Genomic DNA, 12891 nt, shown 5'->3' with positions numbered 1-12891 from the left:
GCGGCGGCGGGTCATTCGTCGAGCTCGAGCGGAATCGTCGCGCACACCCGCCAGCTGCCGTCCGGTTCGCGCCCGGCCTCGAGCGTGCCACCGAGCACGGCCACGCGCTCGCGCATGCCGAGCAGGCCAAGGCCGCTGCCCCGGATCGCGGCCGCGGGATCGGGGTCAGGGCCGTGCACCGGCACTCCGCCGGAGTCGACGACCTCGACGAGGATGTCGTGGTCGCGCCGGTGCACCCGCACCCACGCCTTGGGATGGGCACCGGCGTGGCGCAAGGTGTTGGTCAGCGACTCCTGCACGATGCGGTGGATGCCGAGGCTCACCTCCGGGGCGATGGCGTCGATGTCGCCGGTCAGCTCGAGGTCCACGGCCAGGCCGGTACCGCGCATCATCTCCACGACCTTCGCGATGCCGGCGCTGCCGTGTTGCGGCAGCTGGTCGGGGGCGTGCTCGGTGCGCAGCAGCGCGACGGTGCGGCGCAGCTCGCGCAGTGCCTCGCGGCCGGTGCCCGCGATCACGCCGAGCGCCTGTTCGGCGGCGTCGGGGTCGCGGCGCAACGCGTAGCGCGCGCCGTCGGCCTGGACGATGATCACCGATACCGCGTGCGCGATCACATCGTGCAGTTCGCGCGCGATGCGGGTGCGCTCGCGGGCGACCGCCTCGTGGGTGCGCCTGCGCATCTCGTCGTCGGCGACGGCCAGCCGGGCCGCGACCTCGGCGTCGTAGGCGTGCCGGGCGCCGTTGAACTCGGCCAGGGTCCAGCACAGGGCGTAGTAGACCGCGACGAACGGCAACGTCGTCGGGACCGGCTGCCCCAGCAGCGCCAGGGCCACCAGCGAGTCCACCGTCAGGCCGAGCAACAGGATCAGGCCCTCGCGCCGGCCGACGTAGGCGACCAGGGTGTAGAGCATGATGCCCAGCGCCAGCAGCGCCGGATGCGCCACGGGATCGTCGAGCAGGTGGCCGACGACCGAGGTGGTGATCCCCAGGACCAGCATGAGCGCGGCCACGGACCGCGGGTAGCGCCGCCGGAACGCCACCGGCAGCGGCAGCAGGCCCGACAGCACCAGGTAGACGGCCTTCTGGTCGGCGTCGCCGATCCCGGTGAGGTCGAGCAGCAGCAGGGCGAAGGCCATCATCGAATCCGCTACGAGTGGCTTGCCGCGCAGCCACAGACTGAACCGTCGCACCGTCTCAGACTAGGGGCGCGGGCACCGATCGCCGGGATTCATCCGATGTCTGATTGGCTTGCCGGGTGGATTTCGCAGACTGGAGCGCCCTGCTGGCGGCCGCGGCCGCCGCGGGCTGGGTGGACGCGGTGGTCGGCGGCGGCGGCCTGATCGTGCTGCCCACGTTGTTCCTGGTGTCGCCCGGTATCGCGCCCGCCACCGCGCTGGGCACCAACAAGCTCGCCGCCGTCGCGGGCACCACCGCCTCGGTGCTCACCTTCGCCCGCAAGGTGCCGATCCGGTGGAAACTGCTGCTGCCCGCCGCGGTGATCGCCGCGGTGGCCTCGGGGCTCGGCGCGGCGGCGGTGTCGCTGATCGACCGCGACCTGTTCATCCCGATCGTCATGGTGGTGCTGGTCGGCGTCGCGGTGTTCGTCACGCTGCGGCCCACCATCGGCATCACGATGGCCACCGATCCGCCGACGCGGCGCAAGACGATCCTGGTGGTGGCCCTCGCCGCGGGCCTCATCGGGGCCTACGACGGCCTGCTCGGCCCCGGCACCGGGACGTTCCTCATCATCACCTTCGCCACCCTGCTCGGCACCGAGTTCGTGCGGGCCGCGGCGATGGCGAAGGTGATCAACTGCGGCTCCAACGTCGGCGCGCTGATCTTCTTCGGGCTCACCGGCCACATCCTGGTCGCGCTCGGCGCGGCGATGGCGGTGGCCAATGTGGCGGGCGCGATCGCGGGCTCGCGGATGGCGCTGCGCAAGGGCGCGGAGTTCGTGCGGATCGTGCTGCTGGTCGTGGTGGTGGTGATGGTCGTCCGGCTCGGCTGGCAGCAGTTCGGCTGATCGCCCGGTCAGGCGGTGTGCGATTCGGGCTCGGACCGGGCCGGGGCGGCGCCCGCCGCCAGCCACGGCTGCAGCACCCGCGTGGTGGTCTCGTGGATGCGGCGCTGCAGGCGCTCGCCGTCCTCGGCGGCGTGCGGCTGTTGGAACAGCACGGTCAGCGCACCGGACACCGCGCCCACCACGGCGCCGACCAGCGCGGCCGCGCCCACCTCGTCGAACTCGTCGGGGAAGGCCGCGTGCAGGTGCCTGCCGATCTCGCGCTGGGTCACCAGCTGGGCGTGGGCGACGCGGCCGCTCACCGCGGGCACGGTCCGCGAGACCTGCGCGCGCATCGCCGCGATCCGGGAGCTCAGGTCGTCCACCAGGTGTTCGCCGGGATTGTCGCCGGCGGCCCGCAACGCGCGCAGCAGCACCTCCACCGGGCGCTCGCCGGGCCTGCGTGCGGCGATCGCGGCGACGGCGGCGCGCACCCGCTCGTCGGGGTCGGGGAAGAGCAACTCCTCCTTGCTGGCGAAGTAGTTGAAGAACGTGCGCGTGCCCACCTCCGCGGCGGCGGCGATGTCGGCCACCGTGGTCTGTTCGTAGCCCTGGGTCTCGAAGAGTTCGATGGCGGCCTCGAGCAACGCGCGGCGGGTACGTTCACGTTTGCGGTCACGAAGAGCAGAAGGCGGCACGCGGGCACAGTACGACATCGGCCGTCCACCGCGTGGTAACCACCGTGTCGCGCGCGCCGTCGGTGCCTGTGCTCACCGGCATTTCGGCCGTTCGCCGGACCCTCACCCGACCGCCGTGCGCGCCCGCGCGGTACCGTTGCCGGGGTGAGCACCGCGACTTCCGGCGGCCCACGGCGGGCCGTCGACGCCGAATTCCGCGCGCTACCACTGGCCGCGCTCGCCGACGCCGCGCTCACCGCGGCCCGCGCCGCCGGCGCCGAGCACGCCGACCTGCGCGTGCACCGGTTGCGCACCCAGTCGATCCGGTTGCGCGACGGGCGCGTGGAGGCCGTGGCCGACAGCACCGACCTGGGTTTCGCGGTCCGTGTGATCGTCGACGGCACCTGGGGTTTCGCCTCCCACGCCGCGCTCACCCCGGCGACGGCCGCCGAGGTGGCCCGGCGCGCGGTCACCGTCGCGACCGCGCTGCGCGCACTCAACCGCGAGCGCGTGGAACTCGCTCCCGAACCCCGCTATCCCGGCGTGGAATGGGTGTCCGCCTACGACATCGATCCCTTCACCGTGCCGACGGCGGAGAAGGTGGCGCTGCTGCAGGACTATTCGGAGCGCCTCGCCGCCGCCGACGGCGTCGACCACGTGAGCGCCGCGGTGCTCCAGGTCAAGGAGCAGACCTACTACGCCGACACCGCGGGGACGGTCCTCACCCAGCAGCGGGTGCGGCTGCATCCGCAGCTGGAGGCGATCACCGTGGACTCGGCGGCGGGCGTGTTCGAGACCATGCGCACCCTGGCCGCGCCCGCCGGCCGCGGCTGGGAGTACGTCACCGGCGCCGACGGCGTGTGGGACTGGGACGACGAGCTGGCCCGCATCCCCGGCTGGCTGGCCGAGAAGGTCAAGGCCCCGACCGTCTCCCCGGGCCCCACCGACCTGGTGATCGACCCGACCAACCTGTGGCTGACCATCCACGAGTCCATCGGCCACGCCACCGAATACGATCGCGCGATCGGCTACGAATCCGCCTACGCGGGTACCTCCTTCGCCACGCCGGACAAACTGGGCACGCTGCGATACGGCACGCCGATCATGCACGTCACCGGTGACCGCACCGAACCGCACGGGCTGGCCACCGTCGGCTACGACGACGAGGGCGTCGCCGGGCAGCGCTGGGATCTGGTGCGCGACGGCGTGCTGGTCGGCTATCAGCTCGACCGCGCGTTCGCCCCGCGCCTCGGCCTGAACCGCTCCAACGGCTGCTCCTACGCCGATTCCGCGCACCACGTGCCGATCCAGCGGATGGCCAACGTGTCGCTGCAACCCGATCCCGCCCGCGACACCAGCACCGCCGAGCTGATCGGCCGGGTCGAGGACGGGCTCTACATCGTCGGCGACAAATCGTGGTCGATCGACATGCAGCGCTACAACTTCCAGTTCACCGGGCAGCGGTTCTTCCGCATCCGCAACGGCGAGCTGGCCGGGCAGGTGCGCGATGTCGCCTACCAGGCCACCACCACCGACTTCTGGGGCTCGATGGAGGCCGTGGGCGGGCCGTCGACCTGGCAGCTCGGCGGTGCGTTCAACTGCGGCAAGGCGCAGCCGGGCCAGGTCGCGGCGGTCAGCCACGGTTGTCCGTCGATCCTGGTGCGCGGCATCACCATTCTCAACACCCGGACGGAGGCAGGCCGGTGAGCGTGCAGGGGGTGCCGCCCGCGGGCGCGGTCGTGGAGCAGGCGCTGGCGCTGGCCCGCGCCGACGAGACCATCGTGATGGTCACCGACGCGCACGAGGCCTCGCTGCGCTGGGCGGGCAATTCGATGACCACCAACGGCGCCTCGGTGTCGCGGCAGTGGGCGGTCGTCTCGATCTTCCGGGACGGGCCGCGGGCCGCGCGCGTGGGCAGCGTCGGCTCCACCAGCGTCGATCCCGCCGAGGTGGCGACGGTGGTGCGCGCGGCCGAGGCGGCGGCCCGGTCCGCCGAACCGGCGAAAGACGCCATGCCGCTGCTGGATTCCACGGACTCGGTCGAGGACTGGGCCGCCGAGCCCGGCACCACCGGCATCGAGGTGTTCACCGAGCTGGCTCGCGGTCTCGCGGACGGCTTCGACGGCGCCGACCGGCTCTACGGTTTCGCCCACCACCAGGTCCACACCACCTGGCTGGGCACCTCGACCGGCCTGCGCAGGCGGTTCGTCCAGCCGACCGGCTCGGTGGAGATCAACGGCAAACGCGGACCGCGGGACGCGCCGTCGAGCGCGTGGGTGGGGGTGGGCACCACCGACTTCACCGACGTCGACGTGCCCGCGCTGCTCAGCGAACTGTCCGGGCGGCTGGACTGGGCGGCGCGGCGGGTCGAGCTGCCCGCGGGCCGCTACGAGACGCTGCTGCCGCCCTCGGCGGTCGCGGATCTGATGATCTCGCTGATGTGGGCGATGGAGGGCCGGGGCGCGCACGAGGGCCACAACGCCTTCGCCCGGCCCGGCGGCGGTACCCGGATCGGGGAACGGCTCACCGAGCTGCCCTTGACGTTGTGGTCGGATCCGCGTGCCGAGGGCCTGGCGTATCGGCCGTTCGTCGCCACCCCCGAATCCTCGGAGACGCTGTCGGTCTTCGACAACGGCCTGCTCGCCGACCGCGTCGACTGGGTGCGCGAGGGCGTGGTGCACGCGCTGGCCTATCCGCGCGCCACCGCCGCCGAATTCGGTGCCACGCCGACGGTTCCGGGCGAGAACCTGCTGCTCACCGGCGGCTCGGCGGCGAGCACCGCCGAGTTGGTCGCGCGCACCGAGCGCGGCCTGCTGCTGACCACGCTGTGGTACATCCGCGAGGTCGACCCGGCCACGCTGTTGCTGACCGGCTTGACCCGCGACGGCGTCTACCTGGTGGAGGACGGCCGGGTCACCGCCGAGGTCAACAACTTCCGCTTCAACGAGAGCCCGCTGGATCTGCTGCGCCGGGTCACCGAGGCCGGCTCCACCGAGGCGACGCTGCCGCGGGAGTGGAAGGACTGGTTCACCCGCGCGGCCATGCCGCCGTTGCGGATTCCCGACTTCCACATGTCGTCGGTGAGCCAGGCCACCTGAGGCTCAGTAGGGCCTGCTCACCTCGTAGGTGCCGTCGAGATCGGTGATCGTCACCGACACCGTCTGCGCGGCGGCGCCGACCCGCACACTGCAGTCGTAGCTGGCGCCGGGCACGATCTCGATACTGGCCGGGCAGCGCACGTCGCGCACGTCGGTGATGCCGTACGAGTCGGTGAGCACCGTTGTCACCCCGCGCTGCACGGCTGCCCGGTCCAGCTCGGTGGCGGCGGCCGTGTTCGACGTCGCCGCGGCGGAGCTCGAGGCCGTCGGGGCGGTGGTCGCCGCCGCCGGGGCGGTGGTGCGTACCGGCGGCACGGTGGTGAGCGCGGGCAGGATCGGCGCCGGGTTCTGCGCGGTGGGGGCGGCGGCCACCGACGTACTCGGCGGCGCCTCCGACATGGCGCTCTCGCGCAGATTGACCACCACCAGTCCGGCGATCACCCCGGCCACCGCGATGGCGACGGCGGCCACGACGGCGGCCACCAGCACGGAAACCCAACCGCCGTCCGTGCTCTCGGGTTCCGGGGTCTCGGCGACCGGGTAGGGCTGCTGCGCCCTCGGTGGCCGCGTCGGTGCTGTCATGAACGATCCCTCCCCCCGGGGCAGGGGCGAGCCTTCATGTCCGCCTGGGGACTACCCCGGTGTGCCCGAGGAAGAATAGCCCAGCCGCGGCGCCCGTCCCGCCCTGACCCGAAATCCGCACGCCCCATGATCATTCGGCCGGGGTGATCTCGAGCCCGATCGTGCCCGCCTTGCCGCGCCGCAGCGTGCTGCCCAGCAGCGCGACCGTGGCGAGCAGCTTGTATTTCCGCTTCAGCAGGGCGCGCACGTGCTCGGTGCCCGCCGCGTCGAGCACCCGCCCGGTCCCCGGCAGCACCGGCCCGGACAGCTTCTTGCCACGCGCGTCGCAGACCTGCACGGTGACGGCCGGATTGCGGCGCAACCGCTTGACCTTCCAGCTGTCGGTCACGGTCCACACGTACAGCTTGCCGTCCTCGGCCACCGCCCACACCGGGGTGCCGACCGGCGTGCCGTCCTTGCGGTAGGTCGTCAGCATCACGTAATCGGCGGAACCGATCTCGCCGAGCGCATTCGTCATGTCCGCAGCCTAGTGCGGTGTGGCCGGGACCGCCGGTCAGTCGGCCATGTGGTACTCGCCCGCCTCCAGGCGCGCGACCAGTCCCCCGGTCCAGCGGGTCAGGGTGTCGAACACCCCGCTCCACAGTTCGAGCAGATCGGTCGCGTGCGGAACCTCGTGCCGGGCGGGGAATTCCGGGACCATCGCGAGCAGATCGTCGCGCACGGCGGCCGCGTTGCGCTGCTGTTCGCGCAGCCGTGCCACCACATGGGCGCGGGGCAGCGCGTCCATGAAGGCGATGGCGGCGCCGAGTTCCTCCATGTCGATGCTCACCAGCGCCCGGTCCAGCAGTGCCCGGAACTCCGCCTCGCCGGCCTCGGTGAGTTCGAACAGCGTCCGTCCCGGCCCCGCGCCACCGCTCTCGGTGCCCGCTTCGCGCAGTTTGCCTTCGGCGCAGAGCTGTTTGAGCGCGTGGTAGATCGACCCGGGTTTCACGTTCGTCCACGTCTCGGCGCGCCAGGACAGCAGTTCGCGGCGTACCGCGTACCCGTGCGCGGGCCCGTCCCGGCGCAGCACCCCGAGCACCAGCAGACGCACCGCCGACATACCGACTCCCTTCGACCGGACCGGATACTACTCAAACTTGACTTCCGCACGGCGGCCCACCTAGCGTCATCTACTCAAACTTGAGTACCAGCCGAAGGAAGAGCGACCGATGGCCGACTCCCCCGTTCCCGTGCTGTGGACCTCCACGCCGAGCGTCACCCTCGACTTCTACCGAGCCCTCGGGTACACCGTGCTCGATGCGCAGACCAAGCCCTACGTCTATCTCGCGCTCGAATACGAGGGCTGTCCCGTGCATTTCGCGCCGCCACCGCCGGGGGTGCCGGTTCCGCTGGAGAACGTCGGCTGCCTGGTGATGGTCGACGACGTGGCGGCCAGGCACGCCGCCTTCACCGCCGCGATGCGCGCCGCCTACGGCAAGGTCCTCGCCAAGGGCTGCCCCCGGATCACCCGGTTCCGGCCCGGACAGAGCCGGTTCAGCCTCATCGACCCGGACGGCAACACCCTGCTGTTCATCCAGCGCGACGAGGCGCCGGAGGTCGACTACGGCGGCGCGTCCGAGCTCACCGGGCTGGCCAAGGTCATCGACAACGCCCGCATCCTGCGCGACTTCAAGGTCGACGACACCGCGGCGGCCCGGGTGCTGGAGGTGGGCCTGCGCCGCTACCGCGTCCTCGCGCCCGCCGTCGAGCAGGCCAAGGCGCTCGCGATGCTCGCCGAACTGGCCGTCGCCGCCGGGGACACCGCACGCGCGGAGCGCTTCCGCGCCGACGTGGCCGGCCTGACCCTCACCGACGACGAGCGGGCCGCGGTCGCCGCGGAGGTGCGGGCCGGAACCGAACTGCAGCGATGGCTGTCGGATTCCCGGTGAGCCGTCTCAGGCGGCCCGGGTGAGGACCAGCGGCCCGTCGGCGGTGATCGCCACCGTGTGCTCGGAGTGCGCGGTCCGGGAGCCGTCGGCCGAGCGGACGGTCCAGCCGTCGGCGTCGTCGATGTAGATGCGGTCGGTGGTGCGGGCGAACCAGGGCTCGAGGGCGAGGGTGAGGCCGGGGCGCAGCTTCATGCCCCGGCCCGGGCGGCCGACATTGGCGACGTGCGGATCCTCGTGCATGGTGCGGCCGAGCCCGTGGCCGCCGAATTCGGTGTTGACGGGGTAGCCGTAGGCCGCGGCCACGGCGGCGATGGCGGCGGAGATGTCACCGAGGCGGTTGCCGGGCACCGCCGCCTCGATGGCGGCGGCCAGCGCGTCCTCGGTGGCGCGCACCAGGCGCTGGTCTTCCGCGCGGGCGGTGCCGACGATCACCGTGACGGCCGCGTCGGCCACCCAGCCGTCGATCGACACGGCCAGATCCATGCTCAGCACGTCACCGTCGCGCAGCCGGTAGTCGAACGGCATCCCGTGCAGCACCGCGTCGTTCACCGAGAGGCAGACGGTGTTGCGGAAGGGCCCGCGCCCGAAGGACGGCGCGTAGTCCCAATAACAGGACACCGCGCCGCGCTGCCGGATCCGTTCGCGCACATGGGCTTCCAGATCGAGCAGGTTGACGCCGACCTGCGCCCGGGCGCGCAGGTCGGCGAGCACATCGGCGACGAACGCACCCGTCACCCGCATCCGCTCGATCTCCGCCGCAGTCTTCAACTCGACCATGTCCTGCCCTTCGTGTCCGGTATTTAAATACCACCGTAGCCGGATCGGTATTTAAATACCAATCGACGATTGCCCGCCGCCCCCGTCGCCACCTACCCTGGGGCGCATGGTCCGTCTCCCGCTCACGCCCGCCCAGATCGAGGCCGGCCGCCGCCTCGGCAGCCGGCTGCGCGCCGCCCGCGCGGGGCGCGACCTCGGCGAGGTCGCCGCGGCGGCGGGCATCTCCCCGGAGACGCTGCGCAAGATCGAGACCGGACGGCTGCCCTCCCCCGCCTTCGGCACCGTGGTGGCGCTGAGCCAGGCGCTCGACCTGCCGCTGGACGAACTCGCCGCGGTGTGGCGGTCGGCCGGTCTGGCCGAATCCGCCTGAACCGGCCGTTTCGGGCACGGCGCCTAAGATCGCGTCGTGGACACGAGCGCGACCGTCACCCTGCCCGACGATTGGGAACCCCGACTACGGGCGGCACTGCGCGCCACCCCCGTCGCCGCCGCGACCGCCGGCCGGTTGCGGGTGCTGGGCGCGGGCCTCGACAGCGTCGCCCTCCTGCTCGAGCACGACGGGGAGCGATACGTGCTGCGCTGCCCGAAGGGAACCGACGGCGCCGCGGGCATCGCGCGCGAATCCCGCGTCCTGCCCGAACTCGCGCCCACCCTGGCGCTGCCGATCCCGCAGTTCCTCTGCACCGCACCGAATCCGCTCGGCCCCGGCGAGTTCTGCATCTACCCGGCCGTCCCCGGCGAATCGCTCACCGAGGACCAGTGGGTCGCGCGCGGGCTGGCCGAATCCGACGCCGCCGCCGGTCAGGTCGCGCGGTTCCTCGACCAACTGCACGCCTTTCCGGTCGACCGGGCCCGGCAGCTCGGCGTCGAAAACCGGGATATGCGCGACGAATTCACCGACTACCTGACCGAGGCCGACAGCGCGGTGCTGCCCCGCCTCGCCCCACCGGACGCGGCGACCCTGCGCGCCGCCTGGACCGCCTACCTCGCCGACGACGCCAACTTCGCCTACACCCCCACTTTGATCCACGCCGACGTGAGTCCCGATCACCTGCTGGTCACCGGGCAGCAGGTGACCGGCGTCATCGATTTCGGCGACCTCCAGATCGCCGACCCCGACTACGACCTGCTCTATCTGTGGACCGACGCGGGACCCGACTTCGTCGAGCGCGTCCAGCACCACCGCGGCCGAACCGTGGACGCACGGCTGCGCGCCAAACTCCGCTTCTGGACCTACGCCGATTCGGTGATCGACATCCTGCACGCGCTCGAGCACGACCTGCCCGATCTGCTCGACGAGAGCATGGACTACCTCGTCGAGGCCCTGCGCGCCTGATCGGAAAATCCGTTGCCGATCGGTCGCGGAAACCGTAGCGTCTGGTCGGTTCATGTCCGCGTACGGAAGGATTTCCCGTGCAGCCGCTCACCGAACGCGAGATCCGCTCGTCGTTCGTCAACTGCTCCAAGGGCGATGCCAAGCGCCTGCCGATGCCCCGCGACCTCGCCGACCGCCCCTGGGACGACCTGGACTTCCTCGGCTGGAGCGACCCGTCGCTGCCCGGCCGCGCCTACCTGGTCGTGCCCCGCGCCGACGGCCCGGTCGGGGTCGCCCTGCGCTACGAGACCGGCGGGCCGGGCCGCCCGCAGCTGTGCGCGCTGTGCCTGACCACCCACACCGGGGGCGGCGTGTCCCTGCTCACGGCCCACAAGGCCGGCGAATCCGGTCGGCGCGGCAATTCCATCGGCACCTACATGTGCACCGACCTGGCCTGCTCCCTCTACGCCCGCGGCAAGAAGCGCCCGGCCGCCGGGGCCCGCTACCAGGAAGACCTCGGCCTCGACGAGAAGATCGCCCGCCTCAACGACAACCTCGACGCCTTCCTCGCCCGCCTCTACACCTGAACGCAGCCACCGGGTCTCCGAGCCCGCCGCGACACCGACCTCGTCCGACATCCACCGGTCGCGGCGGTCCCCGTGCGAGCATGATCGGTAACCGGTGGTTCGCCGACGCAGGTCGCGCGGGCCGGGAGTCGAGGAGCGGGCATGGCCGACAGAGGGTTTCGTTCGCGGGTGCCGGGGGCGGCCGAGGTGGCGGCGCGGTTGCCCAAGGGCGTGAGCGCGGCGCTGGGGGTGGCCGCGATCGCGGTGGGCGCACTGTTGGTGGTGCGGCCGTTGACCTCGTTGACGGCGCTGGCGGTGCTGGTGGCCTGCGGGTGCGTGGTGACCGGCGTCGGGGAACTGGTGTTGCCGCGCCGGGCGGGCCGGCCCGCGATGGCGCTGGCCGCCGGCTGGGTCCTGGTCGGTGTGCTCGTGCTGGTGCAGATGGGGTGGGCGATCGATCTGCTGCCGCGATTCGTGGCCGCGGTGTTGGTGGTCGGCGGGCTGGTGCGGGTGGCGGCGGTGCGCCGCGGCGCGCTGGACGACCGGCTCACCGCGGGCCTGCTCGGGGTGGCCGAGGTCGTGCTCGGCGTGGTGGCCTGGCTGTGGCCGGATGTGACGCTGCTGGTGGTCGCGGTGTTGTTCGGCATCAGGACGGTCGCCTTGGGCGCCGGGCTGCTGTGGGCGGCGCGGCCGGGAGCGCATACCGCACGGATCGACACAGCGCCGCGCGGTCGGTTCGCACGGGTCGGGCGGGTGGCCGCGGCCGGGCTGGCGCTGGTGCTGGCGGTGGCCGCGGCGTCGGTGAGCGCGCATCTGCGGGCGGGCGTGCCGCACACCGAGGACTTCTACTCCGCACCGGGCGGCAAGGTTCCCGCCGAGCCGGGCCGCCTGCTGCGCGCGGAACCGTTCGACCGCGACATCCCCGACCAGGCCCGCGCCTGGCGCATCCTCTACTCGACCACCGACGCGGCCGGAAAACCCGCACTCGCCAGCGGTCTGGTGCTCGTGCCGCGCGACGCGCCGCCCGGCCCGCGCCCGGTGGTGGCGTGGGCGCACGGCACCACCGGTTACGCGACCGGCTGCGCACCCACCCTGCTCGCCCACCCACTGGCCTCCGGCGCGATGCCCGCCCTGCCCCAGTTGCTCGCCGAGGGCTGGGCGCTGGTCGCCACCGACTACACCGGCCTGGGCACCGCGGGCCCGCACCCGTATCTGATCGGCACCGGTGAGGGCCACTCGGTGCTGGACGCCGTGCGCGCGGCCCGGCACCTCGACGACATCGAACTGGCCGACCGCACCGTGGTGTGGGGTCACAGCCAAGGCGGGCACGCCGCGCTGTGGACCGGGCTGCTCGCGCCCACCTACGCACCGGACACGAACGTCGTCGCGGTCGCGGCGATGGCGCCGGCCAGCGACGCGGTCGGGCTCGTGCGTCATCTGCCCAGCGTGACCGGCGGTTCGGTGTTCTCCTCCTACGTGGTGGCCGCCTACACCGCCACCTACCCCGACGTCGGCTACGACACCTACATCATCCCGGCCGCGCGCACCCTGGTGCGCGACATGAGCCGACGCTGCCTGGCCGAACCCGGCATGCTGGTCTCGGTTCTCACCGCCTTGTCGATCGACAAGGACCACCCCATCTTCGCGATCGACCCGCTCCAGGGGCCGTTCGGTGCCCGGTTGCGGGAGAACACCCCGGCCGGAAGCCTCACCGTCCCGCTGCTGCTGGCCCAGGGCGGCGCCGACCCGCTGATCGCTCCCGCGATCCAGGACGCGTACGCGAAGGACCGCTGCGGCGAGGGCTGGAACATCGACTATCGCGTCTACCCCGGCCGCGACCACGTCGGCGTCGTCGCCGCCGACTCCCCGCTGATCCCCGACCTCATCTCCTGGACCCGCGACCGCTTCGCCGGAGACCCCCAAGCCCGTTCCTGCCCGAGCTGATC

14 protein-coding genes are annotated in these 12891 nt (G+C 72.5%); 8 read left to right on the top strand and 6 right to left on the bottom strand.

What is annotated here, in order from left to right; all coding sequences use genetic code 11:
- Positions 1 to 11: 11 nt before the first annotated feature.
- Positions 12 to 1190 carry a sensor histidine kinase gene (locus AMO33_RS04610; protein ID WP_060590746.1) on the bottom strand — a complete coding sequence of 393 codons (1179 nt, stop codon included), beginning with the start codon at positions 1188 to 1190 and terminating at the stop codon, positions 12 to 14.
- A gap of 65 nt (positions 1191 to 1255) precedes the next feature.
- On the opposite strand from AMO33_RS04610, the gene AMO33_RS04605 reads away from it, so the two are divergent.
- Positions 1256 to 2023: a TSUP family transporter gene (locus AMO33_RS04605; protein WP_060590744.1), complete on the top strand. Its 768-nt coding sequence runs from the start codon at positions 1256 to 1258 to the stop codon at positions 2021 to 2023.
- Positions 2024 to 2031: 8 nt separating this feature from the next.
- On the opposite strand, the gene AMO33_RS04600 is transcribed toward AMO33_RS04605, so the two are convergent.
- Positions 2032 to 2697: a TetR/AcrR family transcriptional regulator gene (locus tag AMO33_RS04600; RefSeq protein WP_229434659.1), complete on the bottom strand. Its 666-nt coding sequence runs from the start codon at positions 2695 to 2697 to the stop codon at positions 2032 to 2034.
- Positions 2698 to 2841: 144 nt separating this feature from the next.
- On the opposite strand from AMO33_RS04600, the gene AMO33_RS04595 reads away from it, so the two are divergent.
- Together AMO33_RS04595 and AMO33_RS04590 are read left to right on the top strand one after the other, a co-directional pair.
- Entirely contained in the window at positions 2842 to 4383 is a 1542-nt protein-coding gene (locus tag AMO33_RS04595) for a TldD/PmbA family protein (protein WP_060590742.1), read from the top strand.
- Positions 4380 to 5774 carry a metallopeptidase TldD-related protein gene (locus tag AMO33_RS04590; protein ID WP_240327416.1) on the top strand — a complete coding sequence of 465 codons (1395 nt, stop codon included), beginning with the start codon at positions 4380 to 4382 and terminating at the stop codon, positions 5772 to 5774. Before AMO33_RS04595 ends, AMO33_RS04590 begins: the two co-directional genes overlap by 4 nt.
- 3 nt (positions 5775 to 5777) lie before the next feature.
- Here the strand turns inward: AMO33_RS04590 and AMO33_RS30130 are convergent, their stop codons facing one another.
- From AMO33_RS30130 to AMO33_RS04575, 3 genes are all read right to left on the bottom strand, one after another.
- Positions 5778 to 6356 carry a DUF4333 domain-containing protein gene (locus AMO33_RS30130; protein WP_011209660.1) on the bottom strand — a complete coding sequence of 193 codons (579 nt, stop codon included), beginning with the start codon at positions 6354 to 6356 and terminating at the stop codon, positions 5778 to 5780.
- A 130-nt stretch (positions 6357 to 6486) separates the two neighbouring features.
- Positions 6487 to 6873, bottom strand: coding sequence for a PPOX class F420-dependent oxidoreductase (locus tag AMO33_RS04580; protein WP_060590740.1), 387 nt, complete (start codon positions 6871 to 6873; stop codon positions 6487 to 6489).
- 36 nt (positions 6874 to 6909) lie between these two features.
- Complete coding sequence (locus tag AMO33_RS04575; RefSeq protein WP_060590738.1) at positions 6910 to 7458, bottom strand: PadR family transcriptional regulator; 549 nt, start codon at positions 7456 to 7458, stop codon at positions 6910 to 6912.
- Positions 7459 to 7567: 109 nt separating this feature from the next.
- Between AMO33_RS04575 and AMO33_RS04570 the strand changes: the two genes are divergently transcribed.
- Positions 7568 to 8287: a VOC family protein gene (locus tag AMO33_RS04570; protein ID WP_060590736.1), complete on the top strand. Its 720-nt coding sequence runs from the start codon at positions 7568 to 7570 to the stop codon at positions 8285 to 8287.
- A gap of 6 nt (positions 8288 to 8293) precedes the next feature.
- Here the strand turns inward: AMO33_RS04570 and map are convergent, their stop codons facing one another.
- Positions 8294 to 9064, bottom strand: coding sequence for a type I methionyl aminopeptidase (map, locus tag AMO33_RS04565; protein ID WP_060590734.1), 771 nt, complete (start codon positions 9062 to 9064; stop codon positions 8294 to 8296).
- A 106-nt stretch (positions 9065 to 9170) separates the two neighbouring features.
- Between map and AMO33_RS04560 the strand changes: the two genes are divergently transcribed.
- The 4 genes from AMO33_RS04560 to AMO33_RS04545 all read left to right on the top strand — a co-directional run bounded on the left by AMO33_RS04560 (position 9171) and on the right by AMO33_RS04545 (position 12889).
- Positions 9171 to 9434: a helix-turn-helix transcriptional regulator gene (locus AMO33_RS04560; RefSeq protein WP_011209665.1), complete on the top strand. Its 264-nt coding sequence runs from the start codon at positions 9171 to 9173 to the stop codon at positions 9432 to 9434.
- A gap of 36 nt (positions 9435 to 9470) precedes the next feature.
- Complete coding sequence (locus AMO33_RS04555; protein ID WP_060590733.1) at positions 9471 to 10400, top strand: phosphotransferase family protein; 930 nt, start codon at positions 9471 to 9473, stop codon at positions 10398 to 10400.
- A 77-nt stretch (positions 10401 to 10477) separates the two neighbouring features.
- A complete protein-coding gene (locus AMO33_RS04550; protein ID WP_060590731.1) occupies positions 10478 to 10966 on the top strand; it encodes an FBP domain-containing protein in 489 nt (162 codons plus the stop codon).
- A gap of 141 nt (positions 10967 to 11107) precedes the next feature.
- Positions 11108 to 12889, top strand: coding sequence for a lipase family protein (locus tag AMO33_RS04545; protein ID WP_060590729.1), 1782 nt, complete (start codon positions 11108 to 11110; stop codon positions 12887 to 12889).
- Positions 12890 to 12891: the final 2 nt, after the last annotated feature.

It is taken from the genome of Nocardia farcinica (genome assembly GCF_001182745.1).
GTDB lineage: Bacteria > Actinomycetota > Actinomycetes > Mycobacteriales > Mycobacteriaceae > Nocardia > Nocardia farcinica.
This window is presented reverse-complemented; position numbering and strand designations above follow the sequence as displayed.

Coding starts and splice junctions, on each gene's coding strand:
- AMO33_RS30130 (WP_011209660.1), bottom strand. CDS start 6,356: ATGACAGCACCGACGCGGCCACCGAGGGCGCAGCAGCCCTACCCGGTC.
- AMO33_RS04580 (WP_060590740.1), bottom strand. CDS start 6,873: ATGACGAATGCGCTCGGCGAGATCGGTTCCGCCGATTACGTGATGCTG.
- AMO33_RS04575 (WP_060590738.1), bottom strand. CDS start 7,458: ATGTCGGCGGTGCGTCTGCTGGTGCTCGGGGTGCTGCGCCGGGACGGG.
- AMO33_RS04570 (WP_060590736.1), top strand. CDS start 7,568: ATGGCCGACTCCCCCGTTCCCGTGCTGTGGACCTCCACGCCGAGCGTC.
- map (WP_060590734.1), bottom strand. CDS start 9,064: ATGGTCGAGTTGAAGACTGCGGCGGAGATCGAGCGGATGCGGGTGACG.
- AMO33_RS04560 (WP_011209665.1), top strand. CDS start 9,171: ATGGTCCGTCTCCCGCTCACGCCCGCCCAGATCGAGGCCGGCCGCCGC.
- AMO33_RS04545 (WP_060590729.1), top strand. CDS start 11,108: ATGGCCGACAGAGGGTTTCGTTCGCGGGTGCCGGGGGCGGCCGAGGTG.